Source organism: Spirosoma terrae, from assembly GCF_010435915.1.
Classification (GTDB): domain Bacteria; phylum Bacteroidota; class Bacteroidia; order Cytophagales; family Spirosomataceae; genus Spirosoma; species Spirosoma terrae.
This window is the reverse complement of the sequence record NZ_JAAFZH010000003.1, coordinates 337,922-357,556: the sequence shown is the minus strand read 5'-3', so window position 1 is coordinate 357,556 and position 19,635 is coordinate 337,922. Positions and strand designations below refer to the sequence as shown.

Below are 19,635 nucleotides of genomic sequence, written 5' to 3'. Positions count from 1 at the left end.
CCATCATCAGGCATCGTTCCATTGCTTTATGGGAAACGGAGTCAACATATAGCCTGCTCCTACAATGGTCTGGATGAGTTTATCGACGAAGGGGTCGTCGATCTTCTTCCGTAAATACTTTATGTATACTTCGACCCGGTTCTTTTTCCCTACGTCCGTTTCCCCCCATACACGATTGACGAGTTGAGCCGGGGTTAGAATCTGATCCGGAAACTGCATCAGAACAGCCAGTAACTGACATTCCCGATCCGTCAGAATAATCATCTGGTTTTGCCGGTACGCCAGGCGATCCGTCAGATTAAGGGATAACTCTCCCTCGCGCAACCAATAGGGTTCTTTAGCGATATTTTTCAGAAAAAGTGCCCGGACTACCTGCTTAAAATTGTCGGCCGGACAGGGCCAGACCAGATACGTATCGGCCCCTGCCTGTAAGCTAGCCTCACGCTCCTGGGGCCGACCTGATGTACCCAGAACCAGGAACGTGACGGGCAACCCCTGTTGACGAATCTGACGGATTACCCAGAACGCATCCTGACTCGTTCGGTCGATGGCAATAATGATCACCTCAAAGGCCTGATCCTGCGCCAATTGCCAGGCTAACCGACTGTCGGATACCGATCGAAATTGATGACCTTTGCCAACTAGCAGCGCCCCTATGATGGCTATCCGATCAGGATTATTATCGATCAATAAAATACGCATAACCGTTTGTTTCGTGATTGGTGATACGAATCGCGTTTAAAGGATCACTTAGTCCAGCGAGGGCGCTATTTCCGTTTTCCGGTAGGCATAATAAAAGATCTGCGGTAAGACCAATAGGCTAAGCACCATACAGACCAGTAACCCACCGACAATCATGATAGCCAGCGGCTTTTGCACCTCCGACCCGATACCCGTCGATAAAGCAGCGGGCAACAAGCCCAATGATCCCATAATAGCAATCATCAGGACCGGGCGAATACGCTCCTTAACTCCAATTGTAATGGCTTCAGTCAGCGTTTTCCCTTCTTTGAGGTAGCTTTTCATGACCGAAATAAGGATGATGCCATCGATCGTTCCCACGCCAAAAAGAATGATAAAGCCGATACCGGCCGAAATCCCGAAAATGGTATGGGTAATCCATAAGGACAGGAAGCCACCGATAAAGGCAAAGGGAACCGTTATCAGCGAAAGCAGCATATCCTTGATCGTACCAAAGTTGGTGAACAGTAGAAAGGCAATCAGCAACAACGAAATCGGAACAATGACAGCTAACCGAGCCGTTGCCCGCTGCTGGCTTTCGAACTCACCCGCCCACTCCAGCGTATACGATTCGGGCAGCGTTACGCGCTTGGCCACCACCTCCTGCGCTTCCGAAATAGTACTACCTAAATCCCGCCCCCGCACCGAAAATCCAACGGCAATGTAGCGCGAGGACCCTTGCCGATAAATAAAGGCTGGTCCAGTATGGAAATCGATGTCTGCAATTTCGGAGAGTGGCACTTTCGTGTTGCCGGGGCCGGGCACCAGTATGTTACGAATTTCCCGCTCTGATCGTCGGAAAGGCTCCTCATACCGAATTCGGATATCAAAGAGCCGGTCTTCTTCGTAAAACGTGGAGGCCGCTTTACCACCAATCGCCATTTCGACGACGGCCTGGGCATCAGCCATACTAATCCCGTAACGAGCCATGCGACTCTCACTCAGACTTATTCTGAGTTCGGGCAATCCGATGTTACGTAACACATTAATATCTTCAATACCCGGCACGGTTCGGATGGCGGCAGCAATGCTATCGGCCGTTTGTTCGAGTTTCTGCAAATCATTGCCATAGACTTTTGCCACTAGTGCGGATTTTACCCCGGCTACGTATTCTTCGACGTTATCGCTGATGGGCTGGCTAAAGGCAAAAACGGCACCGGGAAAAACACGAAGAGAGTCTTCCATTTTCTGAATCAGCTCTTCTTTGGTGATCGAGCCGGTCCACTCCTCCTCGTCCTTGAGTTGTACGTGAAACTCAATGTTGAAAAAACCTGTGGGTTCCGTCCCGTCTTTGGGCCGACCCGTTTGCGTCAAGACAAAACTAACGGGTTGAAATTCCCGAATCCGGGCTTTCATCTCATTGGTTAGCCGCACCGACTCCTTAAGATTGACGCTGTTGGGCAACGTGGCCCGGATGTAAATCGAGCCTTCGTTCAGCTTGGGAATAAATTCCGTTCCAATACGGGTAAACCCAACTAAACAGACCATGAACAGGGCCAAAAAGACGCCGATGGTCAGTTTACGATACCGGCTTACGGCCGTAAACACCCGAAAAATGCCACGCATCAGCCAGTCCGTTGCCTGATTGTGCCGATCCACTACGTTTTTGCTCAGCATCAGTTTACACATAACCGGTACGTATGTCAAACTCAGAATGAGCGAACCCAGCAGTGCATAACCCAGCGTAAAGGCGAGCGGTGAAAACATTTTGCCTTCTACCCGCTGAAACGTGAAGATAGGCAGTAGCGCCACGATTAGAATCACCTGGGCAAACAAGATCGACTTCCCGACCGACTTGGCCTGATTGGTGATCAGCTTTGTTTTCGGCATGGCGTTGAATTTCTCCATACCCATCTCCCTGGCTTGCCGATCCATTCCCACAAATACGTGTTCGACAATGACCAGGGTCCCCTCCAACAATAAACCAAAATCGACAGCACCAATGGAAATCAGGTTGGCCGACAGCCCCTGGACACGTAACATGATCAGGGCGAACAAAAAGGCCAACGGTATTACCGAAGCCACAATGAGCATGGTCCTCCAGTTGTAGAGGAAAACAAATACAACAATGGATACCAATAAAACCCCTTCGATCAGGTTATGCGTTACGGTGTTGATCGTTTTATCGACCAGAACCGTACGATCCAGGAAGGGCTCAACCGTAACGCCTTTCGGCAAGATCCGATTATTAAGATCCTCAATGCGGGTTTGCAGCCGCCCAATAACTTCGCTGGGGTTCTCACCACGTAGCATCAGCACGATGCCTTCCACCACATCTTCCCGGTCGTTCAAACCAACCTGCCCCAACCGGGGCTTTCCCGTAATGGATACCGTAGCGACATTCTTAACCAGAACCGGCGTATTTTTCGCGTTGGTAACCAACAGATTTTCAATGTCGGAGACCTTTTCCAGCAAACCAATCCCCCGCACTACGTAAGCCTGATTGCCCTTCTGGATCATATCGCCACCTACGTTCAGGTTGCTACGTCCAACGGCTTCGAAAACATCCAGAGCCGTCAGATCATAATTAGCCAGTTCAACCGGATTGACCCGTATTTCGTAGATTTTCTCCTCTCCGCCAAAACTGATCACATCGGCTACGCCCGGTACGGACAGTAGTTCTCGCTGGACCGTCCATTCCTGAATAGCCGAGAGTTCCTGGATAGGCACGTGATCCCCTTTCAGTACGTAGCGAAATATTTCACCCGTAGCGCCATAGGGCGGTTCTACTTCCGACTCGGCCCCCTCCGGCAAATGAATATTCCGCATCCGGTTGGAAGCATACTGCTGGGCATAAAAATCCGTGATATCGTCCTCGAAATTAACCGTCACCACCGACAGCCCAAACAATGAAATTGAGCGAACATCCGACTTACCGGGTATCGTATTCATTTCCCGGGTGACGGGCAACGTAACGAACTTTTCAATTTCTTCCGCACTTCGCCCCGGCCACTGCGTAATGATCCGGGCCCGGGTTGAGGTTACGTCAGGATAGGCCTCAATTAAGGTGTGACGGACCGCTACGATACCGCCCGCCACCAATAAGAACGTAAAAAACAGAACAATTAACGGGTTGTTGAGCGAACCCTTAACGATACTTCCAATGAGTTTTTTCATGCGTAATGGGCTAAATCCTACATCCTATTGACCAATGCAATGGTTGTGCAGGTGCTTAACGCTCCTTTAGTTTGGTATATATGAGCAGTTGATTCTGACTAATGACACGGTCATTTTCGGCTAGTTCCCCTGGCTTTACGTAGTAAAAATCCTGATCACTGCCTAAGGGCGTAAGAACCATATCGGTAACCGCACAATCAGTCTTGTGGAGCAAAACATGATAGGCATTGTTATCGAAAATGACAGCCTGTTGGGGTATAGCAATCGCCTGCTGCCGGGTTGGCTGATAGACCCTCACATTCACCATCATGGATGGTTTCAATTTCAGGGCGTTGTTGTCCAGCTCAATCACGGCCTTCACCACCCGTTCTTCGGCATCAAAAACATTGGCGATTCGATTGATCGTCCCCCGAAAAACTTCATCGGGATAAGCCGTTGACGTAATATCAACCCGCTGCCCCGCCTGAACCTGGCCTAACTGTGTAGAATATACGTTGGCTAATACCCATATTTTTTTCAGGTTAGACAACACAAACAAATCATCCTGCCCGGCGTCGATCTGTGAACCCACGGTTAGATTTTTCTCCACCACATAGCCACTAAAGGGAGCTCTCACCGTAACCAGGCCATTCTCGATATTGCCGCCCTGAATCCGCAGGGTTTCCTGGAGCCGATCAATGGCCGCCTGCGCAATAACAACCTGATTACTGGCTTCCAGCAGATCTTTATCCGATGCTACGCCATCTGTATGCATGGCCCGCGTAGCATCCTGTTGTCGACGAGCCCGTTGCAATTCGGCTTTTGCCTGGAGCAGTTCCGACTTTTGTGTACTCAGTTCCGGCGTCATCACTTCTACCAAAACCTGTCCTTTTTGTACGTAATCGCCTATATTGAAGGTTACTTTCCGTACGATACCGCTGGCCAGAGACTGGTAACGGAAAATGTGGTCCTGGTCGTAGCTGACACTACCGGTCAATTGCAGTTCGTTATTGATGAACCGGCTGGTTACGGGCGTGAGCGTAATCAGTTTCTTAAGCTCAGGACTAATCACGCAGGGGTTTGTGGTGGTCTCGGCTGGCGTTTCAGCCGTTTGCTGGCAACTGACCAGCCAACTACACAGGAATAGGTAATAACAGATGTATTGTTTCATAATTGCGTCAAACCAAGTGGTTGCGTGGATGCATAATCTCGTCTAAAAATCTGATCCTGTCAGGTAATTCAACTCATTGCGTCTCAGTGAGATGGTACGTAACAGATCGAAGTAATTGGCCCGCCCTTCCCGAAAGGAGTCAAAGAGATCCAGAAACTCCAGCAAGCTCAGATTCCGCTGGGCAAAACTGCGACTGACTCCCTGGGTGAGATTCTGTAGTTGATCGATGTAGGTAGCGTCAATCGATTCCAGAAACTGGAGAGCCTGGGTGAGGTCTGTCCATGTTTTCACCACGGCATTGTCTACCTCCGCTAACTTATTTTTTTCCAGAATGGCGGCTTTCTGTACCTCCAGCTGGGCTACTTTGATATTGCCTTTGTTTTTATCGAATACGGGCAGAGCCATGGAGACACCAGTTCCCAGAAAATTGAGCTGCGTATTCCCATTTCGGTCATACATCAGGCTGGCAGTCAGATCCGGTACCCGGTTTGCCCGCTCAAGTCTTAGGCTGGCTTCGCTGACCCGCCGTTCCTGAGTCGCCACCTGTACACTCGCATTCTGGGTGTGGGCCAACGCCAGCAAATCGGCCAGCCGAAGCTCTTTCAGCCTGGCAAGCGACGGATCAGCCAGACTGTCGGCCAACACCAGATAACTCGTCGGCGGAAGGGCCAGCAGCGTTTTCAGCGACTGTTGCTGCTGGGTTACCTGCTCCTGAATATCCTGAATGCTTTTTCGAAGTGACAATTGCAGGGCCGTAAAGCGGTATAGATCCGTCCGGGAAATATTACCCTGGCGAAACTGAGATTGCTGAGCGGCCAGCAGCCGGTTGACTTCTGTGAGCTGAAATAATCCTTCCTGACGAGTACGCTGGAGATACAGTAAATCGGCCAGGCTCTGGCGCAACTCTACCTTAAGCGCCTGCATGAACTCGATAAACGAACGTTCCGCTAACTCTTTCGTTTGCGTTTGAAGCACAATATTTTTTTTCCGCTTCCCCGCCGTATAAATCAATTGATCAAGCTGCACCGCAAATTGCCGGTTCCGCCAAAAATTACCGAACAGCGGTGGCGATTCTTCCGCCGTTGCATTCACGTACAGCTGCACTTGATCCAATGTCAGGACGGGGTTCGGCCACACTTTTGCCTGAAGAATCCGAGCATCCCCCTGATCAATCTGTAACCGGTTTGCCAGGAGGGGTAGGTTATTTTGCAGAAAAATACCCTCCACCTGCTGCGGAGAGTAAGTAAGTGTATCCACCGCCGATTGTGCCCATCCCCATGAACTGAGGAGGAATCCAATCAACAAAGTAAGACTAGTTGTTAAGCGTTGCATGAAGGCGTCGAACAAAACGTTTTCAGCCTGCAAAACTAGGGGGGTGTGATTATAGCCAGATTTAAACCAGATTAGAAAACGATGAGAGCCGACGTATCATCGAGCAATCCTTCATAGAGCTGGTTGGGGCGGAAAGGTCAGCTGAACCGTAGTGCCCTCCTTACTCGAATCGATCTGAAGTACGATCCTGTGCAGGTCAAGAATTTGCTTGGTTAGGTATAGTCCAATACCCTGACCAGCAATGTGCCGGGACTGGTTGCTCCGGTAAAACAAGTCAAAAATTAATTTTTCTTCGGCGGCTGGAATGCCTGGCCCCTGGTCCTTCAGCACAATTGTCAACTGACCCGCTACTGCTTTAACCAGGATGGCTACGGGCTTAGGCGTTGAAAACTTCAGCGCATTGTCGAGCAGATTAGACAGCGCAGTAAACAACAAATCCTTATTACCGATAACCGTCAACAGCGACTGATATCCTTCCATATCCTCAAAATCGATGGTGACGGTCCGTTCCGGCTGTCGGATCTGTGTTTTTTCCAGCACAGTCCATAAGATCTCATCGAGAAGCACAGGCTCCATTTTTTGGTCGATCGGCAGCGACAACCCGGATAACAGTAATAATCCCTCAACGATGGATGTCAGATGCAGGGCGTCTTTTTCCAGCGCCTGAAGTAGCTGCACATATTCCTCATTACTCCTGGGCTTTTTGAGAGCCACTTCGACATCGCCAATAATGACAGCCAACGGAGTTTTCAGCTCGTGGGACGCATTTTTAAGGAAGCTACGCTGTATTTGAATGCTTTCTTCCAGCCTGGCCAGAAACACATTAAAAGTGGAGATAACTTCACTCAGTTCGTCGGGTTTGCCGGATGGAACTTCCAGACGGGTATGCAAACTATCGGCGGTAATCGAATGGACCTGACTGATCACTCGGGAAAAAGGCGTAAAGGTATGCCGCGCCAGCCAACCGGTCAGCAGGTAATTTATGGCCAGCCCGACAACGAAGAATACGAACAAAGATCCTTCCAGCAAGGTGAGCTGCGACTGTCCTACCGTATTTTTCCCGGAGGAAACAATAAGAAAATCACCTTCGTTATCCGCATAGAACATCCCCACCAATAGTCGATCCTGATAGGTAAATTCAAGATGGCGATCCCGGTTTATTTCCTCCAGAAAATGCCGCGGAACCTGGTAAGGCAAACTATCATTGACGACTAGTTGATACGTCCGGGCATTATAGAGCTGTATTGATTCATCGGCTATACGCCGGTACTTTTCCTCGATACGTTGATAGCGGGAATTATTCAGTTCATCTTTTTCCAGATAAAAATACGCGGCTGTATAGGCCCGGTCCAGCAGCTTTTTGTAGTAAAGATCCGTCGAGAGCTGTTTAAACAAAAAATAAGTCCCCAGTAAGACAAAACCCAGGATACCGCCGAAAATCAACGCCGACTGATTGGATAATTTACGTCTCAGACTCATTGGCTTTTTGTTTTAACATATAGCCTCGGCCTTTGATGGTATGAATCAGGGGTTGGGAAAAACCTTTGTCCAGTTTATTCCGCAGGTAATTGATATAAACATCGACATAATTCGATGTCGTATCAAAATGAATATCCCAAACCGATTGGGCGATCGTAATGCGGGACAAAACCTTTTCCCGGTTCCGCATCAGAAAGACCAACAAATTAAACTCTCTGGGAGTCAGTATCAGCTCCTTCCCGTCGCGGGTAACACTCTGCTGCTCAATATTTATCTCGACCCCGGCATATCGATAGTAATCGACAATTCCATTGCTGTATTCGACCCGTCGGCGCAGCGCGTTGATACGGGCGACTAATTCTTCAAAAACAAACGGCTTCGACAAATAATCATCAGCCCCACATTGTAACCCTTTTACTTTTTCCTCGGGCGTATCGAGCGCACTGAGCATAATGATATGGGTGGTATTCTGGCGCCTGCGCAAAATGGAGCAAACCTCGAAACCGTCGATGTCCGGCAGCATAATATCCAGAATGATCAGATCATAGTCATTGATCGTGGCCTCATCAACGGCGGCTTTCCCCGTCGGAACCACTGTAACCTGATTCATATTTTCCTCCAGACCTTTTTTGATAAAGGCGGCAACCCGGCTATCATCTTCCGTGACCAAAATCGAAATCATATACAAAAATAGAATAAACTAATCGATGATTCGAGCTACCATTGTGGAGATGTCTACGATTCATTACCGACGTAACAACAGAGTGGGCTTCTCAGTAACCTACCGTTGACTGGTACGTTACTGAGAAGCCCACCCCCTATTCCGATCAGTAAGCTATGTTGAGTTAACGATCGGTTCGCGAACCGTTAGAATGTATACCGCAACGTAACGCCATAGGTACGCGGATCGCCAACAATACCAGCGTAGTGTCCGGCGCTTCCCGGAGCCGCTAGCAGTTGCTCGTAGTAATTGGTGTTGAGCAGGTTTCTACCCCACAAAAAGATCGAAATTCCGTTTGACGCTCTAAAGCCAACGCGACCATTCACCAATGTATAGCCATCGATATTCAGGTATTGAGAAGGTGATGGACTTGAGGAGAACGACGACCGATAGAAGCCATCCAAACCAAAAAAGTAATTTCCTTTTAAACTGATCAGTTTACCTCTTGCCGTTAGCTCACCACCTACTGAACCAGACCATTTCGAAATACCGGGTAAAGCCCCACCTGAAATATCTTTGAAGGCTTGCTCACCGCCGGTTTCTTCGAGTGGCACAGGCGCATTTTTGAACGTAACGTATTTTCCATCAGTATAGGCAAACGCTCCATTCAGCGTTAAAAAGTTAGCTACGCGGATATTACCATCAACCTCTACCCCAACAACCCGAACTTTCTCGGCATTAGCTAGATAGCCTCTGTTCACTCCTGGCTCTGGCGTCTGCACCTGTGTCTGGTAATCCTTGATTTCGGTATTGTGGAACACTACGTTCAGGACAGACCGGGGGGATGGTTTCGTTTTGATACCAAATTCAACATGAGTAACAAACTCAGGTTTTACACGGGCCAGATCCAACAGCACCTGCCCGTTCGCGGTTGGTAATCCACCGATATTGACGCCAACCGGCTTGTAGCTCAACGAATAGGTTCCAAAGGCATTGATGGCATTATTCGCTCTGTACTGAAGCGTCAGCTGTCCCGAAAAATTACCTTCCGATACGTCGGTATCGAACGCCTGATTAGAGTACACTCCGTTTTTCAGCGCAATCAGAGCCGGATCGGTCGTTTGCAGACCACCGTAGGTTTCACGCTTGTAATTAGCAATTTTCTTATCGTAGTTGTACCGGATACCAGGCAGAATGTGGATTCGGTCGGTTATTGACCAATCGGCCTGTGCAAAAACGGCTAAACCGGTGCTACGGATGCGATTGGTTGTACGAATACCGAAGTTATCGAACAGACCGGGCGTTTTCCACAGAGCACTGGTTGAACTTTGGGCAAAACGCCACTGAGCAGACCCCGCTTCTTCGGTCTGCACAGGGTCCGATTTCAAATCCTGCCAAAGCCCAAACAAACCAACAACGCCACTCAACCGAGACGAAACCCTACCGGAGTACCGGATTTCCTGCGACCATTGATCGTGCACCGAGTTACCCGCCGAAATCGTAAAGACCGGAATGCCCAGATAATCGCGGTCATTCAGCGGAGTCCATTGCCAGTAACGCCATGCCGTAGTAGACGTTAACGTACCACCACCCAGTTTGATGTCTGCGTTGAGCGATACGCCCCCAAGCTGGTTGTCGGCTTTTGATGGTGTATCCAAATCAACAATACGTTCAAAAGCACTCTTGTACGGAATCGTATAATTCAGGTCGGCAATGATGGCGTTGAACTGACGATACGCAGCCCGTTTGGTCGGCACAACGCCCGCAACCGGCCAGCCATACCCGTTCGGTTTCTGATCCGACACATCGGCAATCAACGTAATCTTTACATTATCGGATGGCGTGTAGAGAAGTTGTCCCCGCACACCAATGTTGTTAATATCATTGATAGGCAGCTGAGTGTGAACGTTATAGAACGTACCGTTACGTTGCGTACCCGTAAACGATACCCGCGCTGCCAGCTTCTTGCTCAATGGCCCGGTCAGCGACCCTTTGGCCTGAATGAATCCATAATTACCATAGCTCAATTCGAACGTACCGCTTGGCACAAAACCAGCTGCGCGGGTTGTGATGTTGAACGCACCGGCTGTTGTATTCTTCCCAAATAAGGTTCCCTGTGGTCCACGTAGTACCTCAACCTGTTCGATGTCGATAAAATCGAGGGCCGTAGCAGCCGGACGGGCGTAATAAACCCCGTCGACATAAAAGCCAACGCCCGGATCGATACCGTCGTTGGTTAATCCATACGTAGAACCTAAGCCACGAATATTGAGTGTGGTGTTACGTGCATTGGACGCGTAGAGCTGAACGGTAGGCACTAATTCTTTTAAGCGGTTCACGTTGAACGCACCGGCATCTTCGGCACGGGTTCCACTAACTATAGAAATCGGAATGGGAACATCCTGCGCCGACTCCTGCCGACGCCGGGACGTAATGACTACGTCGGCTAATTGGTTCGCGCCTTCTTCAAGCTGGATCTCGGCGTTGTTATCGTTTATGATTACTTCTTTGGTCTGGTAACCAACGAAAGAGACAACAACAGCGAAAGGAAGTTTTTGCCCTGTAAGTAATTTAAACTCCCCGCTCTGATCAGTTGTACTCCCGTTGGTGGTGCCTTTGATAGTGACAGTAGCGCCAATTAATTGTTCTTTGGTGCGGGCATCGATAACTTTTCCAGAAACGGTTGCATTAATGACAGGAGCGTTCTGTGCGGATAGGGAAAAAGGAATTATAATTATTCCTATAGACAAAATAGATTTTAAAAAATGCTTCATTACAGATTGTGTTTGGTAGTATGCGTGTGTACATGCTACAAGTTAATTCACTCATTCTCAGAAAAATCCAAGAAGGTAAACCGTTACGTAGCATATCACCCTATGCTCTCTGTTAATTCTCCTAATACTCCCGGTATTAGATAGACTATTAGTAGTTATAATCTATTGAATTAATAGAGTTCACAAAGAAACACTTCTTCTTCTGTCTTTTCCAAATAGTATAGCAGAAAAAATAAGCAAAATGGCTGATTTACGAAGAGCACTGCTGCTGTCGAACCGCATGCAGCTGTTGAAAAAGCAAAGTGTTATATCTTGAAAGAGAATTACTTAGCGCTGACAATGAAGTAGCTCACTCCTACTCAAAATAACCTTTCAGCTCGCCATAGCCAAGAATATGGCCCTTCATGACTTCCAGTACCTGCTGTTTGGTAGGCGCATCGGTAAACGCCAGTGGCTCGTCGAGCGCATAGACCCGAAATACGTAGGCATGACGACCTGCTGAAGGACACGGACCGATGTATTTTAGATTTCCCGTCGAATTTTTACCGATTTTTCCGCCCAGTAATTGCATCTGTTCAGACGTAACACCTTCAGGCAAACTCCGCACTGAGCCGGGCAGATTATAGAGCACCCAGTGGGATAAGTTGAAGATCTGGAGCGTAGGCATCAGCACATCATAGTCGGTTGCCAGAATTACGTAACTCTCAACATCAGGCAGGCTATCTTCCCAGGCGAGCGCTGGCGAAACCTCTGCTCCCCGGCATGTACAATTGATGGGCATATCGCCATTGGGAGGAAACGAACCGCTGGATAAAATAATATTTTTACGGATTTTTTTGAGGTCAGCATACTCGTTTTCCCGCTGGCTTCTTGCCCGGTAATGCATAATTATCATGAATACCCCAAAGAGTACGATCAATCCTAGAAGTATTCGAGTTGATAAGCGCATAAAAAAGCCGGTTAAGATCGTTGCATCGTTAACCGGCTGAATTTAAATAAATTTTATTAAGATGTAGGCTGCCTTGACAAAAGGATTTATGCCGCCCTTGTGCTCTGTGGCCGACGTAGCGGTGCAGACCGTACTGATTGAGTAGTATTACGGGCCTCTTCAACTACCTGCTCGGATACTAAACCAAGATGATTAGCCCGTTTCAGCACATAGTCGAATGGCAGATTGAAGTAATTCGCCACTTCGCTTCGAAAGCTATCCGGAAATTTCGCAAGCCGTAATCCAAAAAATTTACGTACTTCTTCTTCTGGCAACAGGGCGGCTAAAGCCACCCGCTCGGCTTCCGCGAGCAATTCCTGCCGGGATGGATACAAGTACTCCAAACCAATAGAAGCAGAGAGTATATTCAGGAATAGGTTTTTATACATTGCCGATAACTCAGCAGGCATAATTACCCAGCCCTGCTCTCGAAACATAGCCGAAAAGCCAGTCAACCCCTGCTCACCCCGGATCTCTCCGGCAATAAACTCACTGGGAAACCTTAAGCGGCTGTCCGTTTTTTGCAGTCGGAAAACAACAGCCTCAACGGGGCTTTTATGAAATAATAAATCGGCTGGCATAACCCGGGTGCTTTCCCACTGATCAGTCATGCGCATAAACAGGCTTTCGTTAACCGGCAAATTCTCCGGGCTGCCCAGACTAATAAGCATCCGGCGAAATGCTGCCAGAAAATCGATTTGCAGTTGATTCTGATTTGAACGTCGCTTCATGCAGTTGGTTCGCCAGTTTGCGGCTTTTTAATGCCCCAAACCAGCCTCATTAGTACTAGTTATCTGTTGAAAATTGGGTAGTAAATATAATCACAAAAATCCTGATTTCAAAGCGATAACTCAAACAATATCAGACAAGTTACCTCGTATATACTCCATCCGAATATCGCTATACCGGCGAAAAGTCCGGCTGCCAATACGTCGGTCTAACGCACTACGAAAATTATGGGTTGAATAAAAGCATTCTTAACAATGAATAGGTATCAGTGCATGCTCTTTTATTAATTAAATAACTAACATGCTATATATATAAGAAAACTTTATATATTTGACAGATTTTACTAGGTAGACTATCGATGAACTCTTCAACAACAGAATACCTCAGAGGCACCCTTAAAACAATTGTGCTGACCTTACTTGCTGAGAAAGAACGCATGTATGGTTATGAGATTACGCAAGAAGCTAAAGAGCGTACCAGTGGCGAAATCGTTCTGACGTTTGGCTCGCTATACCCGGTTCTGTATAAGCTGGAACAGGAGGGCTTAGTGCAAACGGAATCGGAGGAAGTGGAGGGGCGGCTGCGTAAATACTACGCCTTAACTCTGACGGGTCGGCAGGCCGCTCGCCAGAAGTTGCTCGACTTTACACACTTCACTCAGTTGATGAATCGACTGTTACAAACACCCCTAACTCTTTCGGCTCAGGTTTAGCACTCTTCACCCCCATTGGCTTTGTATGACTACGTTAACTCCTCAACAAACCCATTCTCTCCGCCAGCATCTGCGGCAAATCGGTACGCAAGAGCCATTGCTGGATGAGCTGGTTGACTACTTGGCCTGTCAGGCTGAAGACCTCATGAGCGGTGGCATTTCCTTCGAAAACGCCTTGTCCATGATTCGTCTGGAAGCGACTTCGCTCGCCGTTCGCCATCTCCATCAGACGTTGATCCGAGAAGGAACCTTGCCCCGAACCAGCTCTTACCGGAATCCATACCGGTTTGCGAAACGGGCAAAGGTAGCCACTGGTATTATCCAGCCGATACGTAGTACGCTGCTGATCGGGGCCTTTTTAAGTATCATCCTGGCTGGCTGGCTATTGGCTAGCCAGGGACTCGCGATCCCGGCTGGACTGGTTGCTACGTTACTATGTCCGTTGCTATTATTGCTATTTCTCTACGGAATCCGTAATGCGCGTATCCATCGAAGCACCAGCCTGATTCGCCCCCCTGCCCTACGCGAAGAATTCTCCCTTCGACCCCTCAATCGTAAAATCGGCTAAAGAAACTTGTCTGCCTGGCCGCTTTTGAACTACTAATGTAAGCCCTGGCCGGTTTGTTTCTACAATCGTTGCGTCTGGCATCGGTAATTAGTAACGCATCGCCATAATATAAAGAAAAACTATATATACCTGATTCTTTCTTACAACTCCGTTTGAATGTATGTTTATTCGACCTGTTTTTTTACTCACCCTATTCACGGTAAGTGCTGCCTGGGCACAATCCGTTCGTCCGCACTCTGCACCGTCGGGGACGGCCCCCAAACTGGTTGTTGGTATTGTTGTTGATCAGATGCGGGCAGACTACCTCTACCGATATGAAAAGAAATATGGGCCTGGGGGTTTTAAACGACTCATGAAGGCAGGCTTCAACTGTACTAATACGCAGTTTGACTATGCGTTGACCGCTACGGCAGCGGGCCATGCTTCCATTTACTCTGGATCACTACCTGCTATTCATGGGATTGTGGGCAATGACTGGTACAATCCTCAGCAAGCTACAGGCATCTATTGTGTATAAGACAGTAGCGTTCGCGTAGTTGGTCACCCTAGCGCGATGCCCGCCCGATTTTCGCCACGTAACTTACTGGTTACGACAATTGCTGACCAATTGGCGCTGGCTACTAATTTTCGCTCGAAAGCCATCGGTATTTCGCTGAAGGACCGTAGTGCCATTCTTTCGGCGGGTCACTCCGCCAAAGGAGCGTACTGGTTCGATAGCCGAACGGGCACCTGGGTAACCAGTTCCTTTTATCAGCCCCAATTACCAGCCTGGGTAAATGAATTCAACAATCGGAAGCTCCCCGCCGACTATAGCCAGCGGGGCTGGAAAACCATGCGACCCGTTGCAGACTATACCGAAAGCACAGCCGATGATCAACCCTACGAATATAAACTGCCGGGTAAATCGACGTCCAGTTTTCCCTACGAAATGGCCGGTCCCGCCGGAGCGGCATTCGAACTGCTGACCTACACGCCCTGGGGAAACACCTTAACTAAAGACATGGCGCTGGCAGCTTTGACAGGTGAAAATTTGGGAAAAGGCCCGGAAACGGATTTTCTGGCCATTAGCTTTTCTACACCAGATCTGGTGGGTCATTCCTTCGGACCAACCTCTGTTGAGCAGGAAGATATTTTCCTGCGGCTCGATGCAGAAATTTCTGATTTGTTACGTGCTCTGGATAGCTGGGTAGGCCCGGATCAGTATACGCTATTCCTAACCGGAGATCATGGTGTGATGGACGTACCGGCCTATTGGCAGGCCCATCATCTACCAGCTGGTCTGATTGAGCCCCGCCAGTTGAATCAGACGCTCACCCAGTCTCTGCTGGATGCGTTTGGACCGGGCAACTACCTGCAGATGGCGAGTATGAACGATCAGATTTATCTCAACCATGCTCTGCTACGTGAAAAAAACATATCGGTATCGGCTATCCAACAGACGCTACAGCGGAGCCTGGCCAAAATTCCCGGCGTAGTCGATGTAATTAACCTGCGAGCACTGAGTCAGGCTAATCTGACAGATACCCAACTGAGTCTATACAAGAATAGCTACCATGCCCAACGTAGTGGCGATTTGCAGCTGATTTACCAGCCCGGCTGGTTTGTGGGTCCTCCCGTAGGTACAACACACGGAACAGCGTATACCTACGATCGGCAGGTCCCTTGCATTTTCTACGGCTGGGGTATTCGGCGGGGCGAAACACTACGTCATACGAGTCCGTCGGACATTGCCCCAACGCTAACGGCCCTCCTTCGGATTTTACCACCCAGCGGCACAACGGGCCAGCCAATCGGCGAAGCTCTGCAACACTAAATCGGGAACGATCCGCCCAATCAGACTGAATCATGCTGTTCCATCGACTACGCTTCCTCCTAACGACCTTAATGGGTTTTCTTATGACGTGGCCACTATGGGCTCAACCGGGTCTGAAGGGCGAATATTATCGAGGAACTAATTTTGAACAGAAGGTGCGGACCCGTGTCGATCCGATGATTCAGTTTGATTGGTCGACCCGCGCCCCGATGCCGGAACTGGACTGGTCATATTACTCCGTTCGCTGGACCGGACAATTGCAGGCGCCAGTAAGCGGCCGTTACGTATTTTACAGCCAGGTTGATGATGGCATTCGATTGTGGGTTGGCAATCGGCTAGTCATCGATGAATGGCATCTGACGCCCTATCGACACTTTCAGGGGGAAATTAACTTGGTGGCGGGCCAAACTTATCCAATCCGTATCGATTATTTTAACGATATCAGGGGTGGACAGATTACGTTACGTTGGGAGCGGCCGGATCAACCCGCTCGCTGGTTTGAGTGGCTTGGTGAGCCTGGGGAAGTCATTCCGGCAACTTTCTTCCGGCAACCACCCCGGTCAGCTCCTCCTCGCCCTAAACCCGCCATCAGCAGCGAAACAAAAGCCTTGCCGTTGGTCTGGAAAACCTTGGCAGTAAAGCAAAAACGGCTACTAACAGCCAAAAAACTACCATCCTCCCAACCCTTGGTCGTACGTTCGCAGCCACCATCAGCCAACGTATCACCGCCAATAAATAAGCAAACGGTTCCCGCTACAACGCCACCCGCTTTGGAGCAGCCGATTACTCTCTTATTTGACCAAAGCAGCTACGTACTCACCGAATCGAGTCGTCGACAGCTGGACAGTGTGCTTGCCCATTGGAGAGCTAATCCACCAGCCCAAATTGACGTAGTGGGCCATGCCGATCAAATTGGCGATCGGGCGCTAAACCGAACCTTATCTGAATTTCGAACTCGTGTCGTAGTCAACTATCTGCGAAATCAGGGTATTGATTCAACGCAACTGCGCGGGCTTTGGCATGGCGATACGCAACTGCTTATTGATACTAACAACCCGGTGCTTCGCTGTCAAAATCGCCGGGTTGTTCTCATGCCCTACTATAAATAAATGGTCTTTTTAACCTTTAGCATCTCCAACGTACTCTTCTTCGTTACGTTAGTTAAAACCCAATACCAATTCGTACCCCAGGAAATACATTTTTAAAGAAACCATTCATGTATACTTCGGTATGCACTCGAAACAGATAGTTCTTATACACCACAGAACCTAGCTTGATCGTATTGGATTCGAAATACGATCCGGATCGATGAACCGGCATTCCTACGTAAAACGATGCAATATGCCGGTTGAAATTAGCGGTTCGGCTGCCTTTGTCTTTCCGGTAAAACGACACGCCCGCATGCACAAAATCGTTTCGATACGCGCGAAGGGCATTGTCGGCAGTTGATTGAAAAAAGAAATTAGCCGTATACCCGACAAAATAGCCAACCTGCTGGAATCGGTTCGGTACAATTTCCAGATCAAAATGAAAAGACGGAACCCACTGATTACGTATCAGGCCCACTCCTACGCCCGGATGAAAACTCAGAAAGGGTGCGCGGGCCAGACCAGGGGTGCGAAACGTCGATTTATTATCAAGGCCCTGAAGCAGTGTAAAGTTATAGCGGGGGCTGGTCAGATTATGGTGCTTGAAGTTACGTACCGAATCCAATGCCTGTTCTACTTTTCGATTCACGCCACCCGAGTTCAGGATTCGCTCCAGATCATGCAGACTATTGACCAGAAAATAAACGGCAAAATCGGCAGGAATCTCCTTCGACGTAGCAGATACCCAGGCAACCTGGAGGGTATCCTGCATTGTTTTTACCTCTACCGGGCTTTCCCCATCGCGGAAACGAAACGACGTAGCAGGTTGTGGGGTGTATCGTAAGGCCATATCCCGACTCTCGTCACCCAGTTTAAGCAAAGCATGTATGGCTTGGGTAGAATTCTGCGTTGTGTCCTCTATTTTACGATAATCAGCCACGAACAACCGTAGCACCGAATCAATATTACGTCGCGCCTGAACCTGAGCAAACTGGTCGAAGCCGATCAACAAAGTATTACGTTGTCCTAACTCAATTTCGATATGGCTCAGCCCAACAAACTTCGCCGTCGCTCTTGATTCTACTATATGTGTTCCAGCTGGCTGAGACATAACAATCCCGACTATGCTCATCATGAGCACAGTAATCAGACAAAATACTCGCATGAGTTATTGGTTTGGTTTATTCGTTAAAGGAATGACTAGTGCTGGCTGGCGTTCCGGCTGCTCTGTTTCATGCAGTTGACCAGTCCCTAGTCGGACAAAATTGCCGGTCTGGTATAGTTTTGGCCTGGCTTCTTCCTCGGCCTTTAATTCATTTTCATGGACAACTTTAAAACGAGGCTTTGCTTTAGTTTGCTTAGGAATATGTTGGGCTACAGGCGTTTTAGTGTCTAATCCAAGAAGAGTACTCTCCAGGGTACTGGGGGTTCGAATCCCTCGCTCTCTGCTTGCATCACTTTCTGATTCAGGAAAATCGACGGCCACTGTTACCTCACTATGCCCATCAACCTGCTGACGAGGAGTAACGGTCTCGGCCTTAACACGTTTACTCGCAATTTTTGGAACATTTCTTTCTTCTTTCTCTGATTCGGACACAGACTTTACAAGTTGCTCATCTGCCTTCAAGGGAATAGTCGAATGAGTGGTTGCCTGCTCATTTTTCACGGTAGTAGCCGATACAGGGCGAGTGTCGGGCCGATGCATACTCCCCCATAGTGTCACTAGGCCAGCGACAACGGCAGCCGCAGCCCAACCAATCCAGCGCGCTCGGCGACGTGGCTGCTCGACCTGAAGTTCTGGACGCATTTGCTGCCATAGCCGTTCTGAATCAAACGACGAGCCAGGGGGGGGCGTATCGGGAAGACGGCTAAGCGACTGCCGCACCCATTGATCAAGAGCTTCGTCGGGTTTCTGCTTCATAACCGTATTGAATTAACCACGTTTGTAAAAGTGTTCTGGCTTTACTTAACTGCGACTTTGAGGTGTTTTCTGAAATCCGTAATTGCTCACCAATTTCCCGATGCGTATAGCCTTCTACAACATACAGGTTGAACACGGTTCGATAGCCCGGTGGCAACTCCTGAATCAATTGGTGGATACGCTCGGCATCCAGCGTCATATCCTGCAATGGCTTAGGATCGGGCTGCACCTGCGCAACTTCTTCAGCCTGGAAAAGTGGTAGATTTCGGTTAGCCCTTAAATGCTGCAAGGCTTCATTAATAACAATACGTCGAAGCCACGCTTCCAGTCCCGCATCGTCGCGGTAGGTAAACTCTTGAATCGACCGAAAAGCCTTTAAAAAGCCGCTCATCAATACTTCTTCGGCATCAGCCTCGTTCCGAACGTAACGCAGGCTCACCCGAAACAGTCGGTTAACGTACTGGTCGTACAGTCGTTTCTGCGCAAAGGCATTGCCTCGTTGGCACTGTTCGACAAGTTGCTGCGACATAAAATGAAATTAGACCTTGAATGGGGTTACAGT

Annotated in this window: 17 protein-coding genes; 5 read left to right on the top strand and 12 right to left on the bottom strand. The window is 48.8% G+C overall.

What is annotated here, in order from left to right:
- Positions 1-6 precede the first annotated feature (6 nt).
- The 9 genes from GK108_RS09410 to GK108_RS09370 form a co-directional block, all read right to left on the bottom strand.
- Entirely contained in the window at positions 7-702 is a 696-nt protein-coding gene (locus GK108_RS09410) for a response regulator transcription factor (protein WP_163946365.1), read from the bottom strand.
- Between the two features lie 48 nt (positions 703-750).
- Positions 751-3,858 (bottom strand): efflux RND transporter permease subunit, encoded by a 3,108-nt coding sequence (locus GK108_RS09405; RefSeq protein ID WP_163946362.1) that lies wholly within the window; start codon positions 3,856-3,858, stop codon positions 751-753.
- 55 nt (positions 3,859-3,913) lie between these two features.
- Entirely contained in the window at positions 3,914-5,008 is a 1,095-nt protein-coding gene (locus GK108_RS09400) for an efflux RND transporter periplasmic adaptor subunit (RefSeq protein WP_163946359.1), read from the bottom strand.
- Between the two features lie 42 nt (positions 5,009-5,050).
- Positions 5,051-6,340 (bottom strand): TolC family protein, encoded by a 1,290-nt coding sequence (locus tag GK108_RS09395; protein ID WP_163946356.1) that lies wholly within the window; start codon positions 6,338-6,340, stop codon positions 5,051-5,053.
- Between the two features lie 111 nt (positions 6,341-6,451).
- A complete protein-coding gene (locus GK108_RS09390; RefSeq protein WP_163946354.1) occupies positions 6,452-7,819 on the bottom strand; it encodes a HAMP domain-containing sensor histidine kinase in 1,368 nt (455 codons plus the stop codon).
- Positions 7,803-8,501 carry a response regulator transcription factor gene (locus tag GK108_RS09385; protein WP_163946351.1) on the bottom strand — a complete coding sequence of 233 codons (699 nt, stop codon included), beginning with the start codon at positions 8,499-8,501 and terminating at the stop codon, positions 7,803-7,805. The genes GK108_RS09390 and GK108_RS09385 overlap by 17 nt, the downstream gene beginning before the upstream one ends.
- Before the next feature lie 185 nt (positions 8,502-8,686).
- Positions 8,687-11,254 (bottom strand): TonB-dependent receptor, encoded by a 2,568-nt coding sequence (locus tag GK108_RS09380; RefSeq protein WP_163946348.1) that lies wholly within the window; start codon positions 11,252-11,254, stop codon positions 8,687-8,689.
- 355 nt (positions 11,255-11,609) lie between these two features.
- Positions 11,610-12,203 (bottom strand): YbhB/YbcL family Raf kinase inhibitor-like protein, encoded by a 594-nt coding sequence (locus GK108_RS09375; RefSeq protein ID WP_163946345.1) that lies wholly within the window; start codon positions 12,201-12,203, stop codon positions 11,610-11,612.
- Between the two features lie 86 nt (positions 12,204-12,289).
- Positions 12,290-12,973 carry a hypothetical protein gene (locus tag GK108_RS09370; protein WP_170305387.1) on the bottom strand — a complete coding sequence of 228 codons (684 nt, stop codon included), beginning with the start codon at positions 12,971-12,973 and terminating at the stop codon, positions 12,290-12,292.
- Between the two features lie 356 nt (positions 12,974-13,329).
- Between GK108_RS09370 and GK108_RS09365 the strand changes: the two genes are divergently transcribed.
- From GK108_RS09365 to GK108_RS09350, 5 genes are all read left to right on the top strand, one after another.
- Positions 13,330-13,683, top strand: a complete 354-nt coding sequence (locus GK108_RS09365) for a PadR family transcriptional regulator (RefSeq protein WP_163946342.1) — start codon at positions 13,330-13,332, stop codon at positions 13,681-13,683.
- Positions 13,684-13,708: 25 nt separating this feature from the next.
- Positions 13,709-14,251, top strand: a complete 543-nt coding sequence (locus GK108_RS09360; protein WP_163946340.1) for a hypothetical protein — start codon at positions 13,709-13,711, stop codon at positions 14,249-14,251.
- Positions 14,252-14,411: 160 nt separating this feature from the next.
- On the top strand, positions 14,412-14,768 hold the full coding sequence (locus tag GK108_RS31250) for an alkaline phosphatase family protein (protein ID WP_246224775.1): 357 nt from the start codon (positions 14,412-14,414) through the stop codon (positions 14,766-14,768).
- A gap of 36 nt (positions 14,769-14,804) precedes the next feature.
- The gene (locus GK108_RS09355) at positions 14,805-16,064 is read left to right on the top strand and encodes an alkaline phosphatase family protein (RefSeq protein ID WP_246224774.1); all 1,260 of its coding nucleotides are present in this window, start codon (positions 14,805-14,807) and stop codon (positions 16,062-16,064) included.
- Positions 16,065-16,147: 83 nt separating this feature from the next.
- Positions 16,148-17,173: a PA14 domain-containing protein gene (locus GK108_RS09350; RefSeq protein ID WP_163946337.1), complete on the top strand. Its 1,026-nt coding sequence runs from the start codon at positions 16,148-16,150 to the stop codon at positions 17,171-17,173.
- 52 nt (positions 17,174-17,225) lie between these two features.
- Here the strand turns inward: GK108_RS09350 and GK108_RS09345 are convergent, their stop codons facing one another.
- From GK108_RS09345 to GK108_RS09335, 3 genes are read right to left on the bottom strand one after another with little or no spacing between them, the layout of a single operon-like run.
- Positions 17,226-18,317 carry a hypothetical protein gene (locus GK108_RS09345; RefSeq protein ID WP_163946334.1) on the bottom strand — a complete coding sequence of 364 codons (1,092 nt, stop codon included), beginning with the start codon at positions 18,315-18,317 and terminating at the stop codon, positions 17,226-17,228.
- Positions 18,318-18,320: 3 nt separating this feature from the next.
- Positions 18,321-19,073: a hypothetical protein gene (locus GK108_RS09340; RefSeq protein WP_163946331.1), complete on the bottom strand. Its 753-nt coding sequence runs from the start codon at positions 19,071-19,073 to the stop codon at positions 18,321-18,323.
- On the bottom strand, positions 19,045-19,602 hold the full coding sequence (locus GK108_RS09335) for an RNA polymerase sigma factor (RefSeq protein ID WP_163946328.1): 558 nt from the start codon (positions 19,600-19,602) through the stop codon (positions 19,045-19,047). The genes GK108_RS09340 and GK108_RS09335 overlap by 29 nt, the downstream gene beginning before the upstream one ends.
- Between the last annotated feature and the right edge of the window lie 33 nt (positions 19,603-19,635).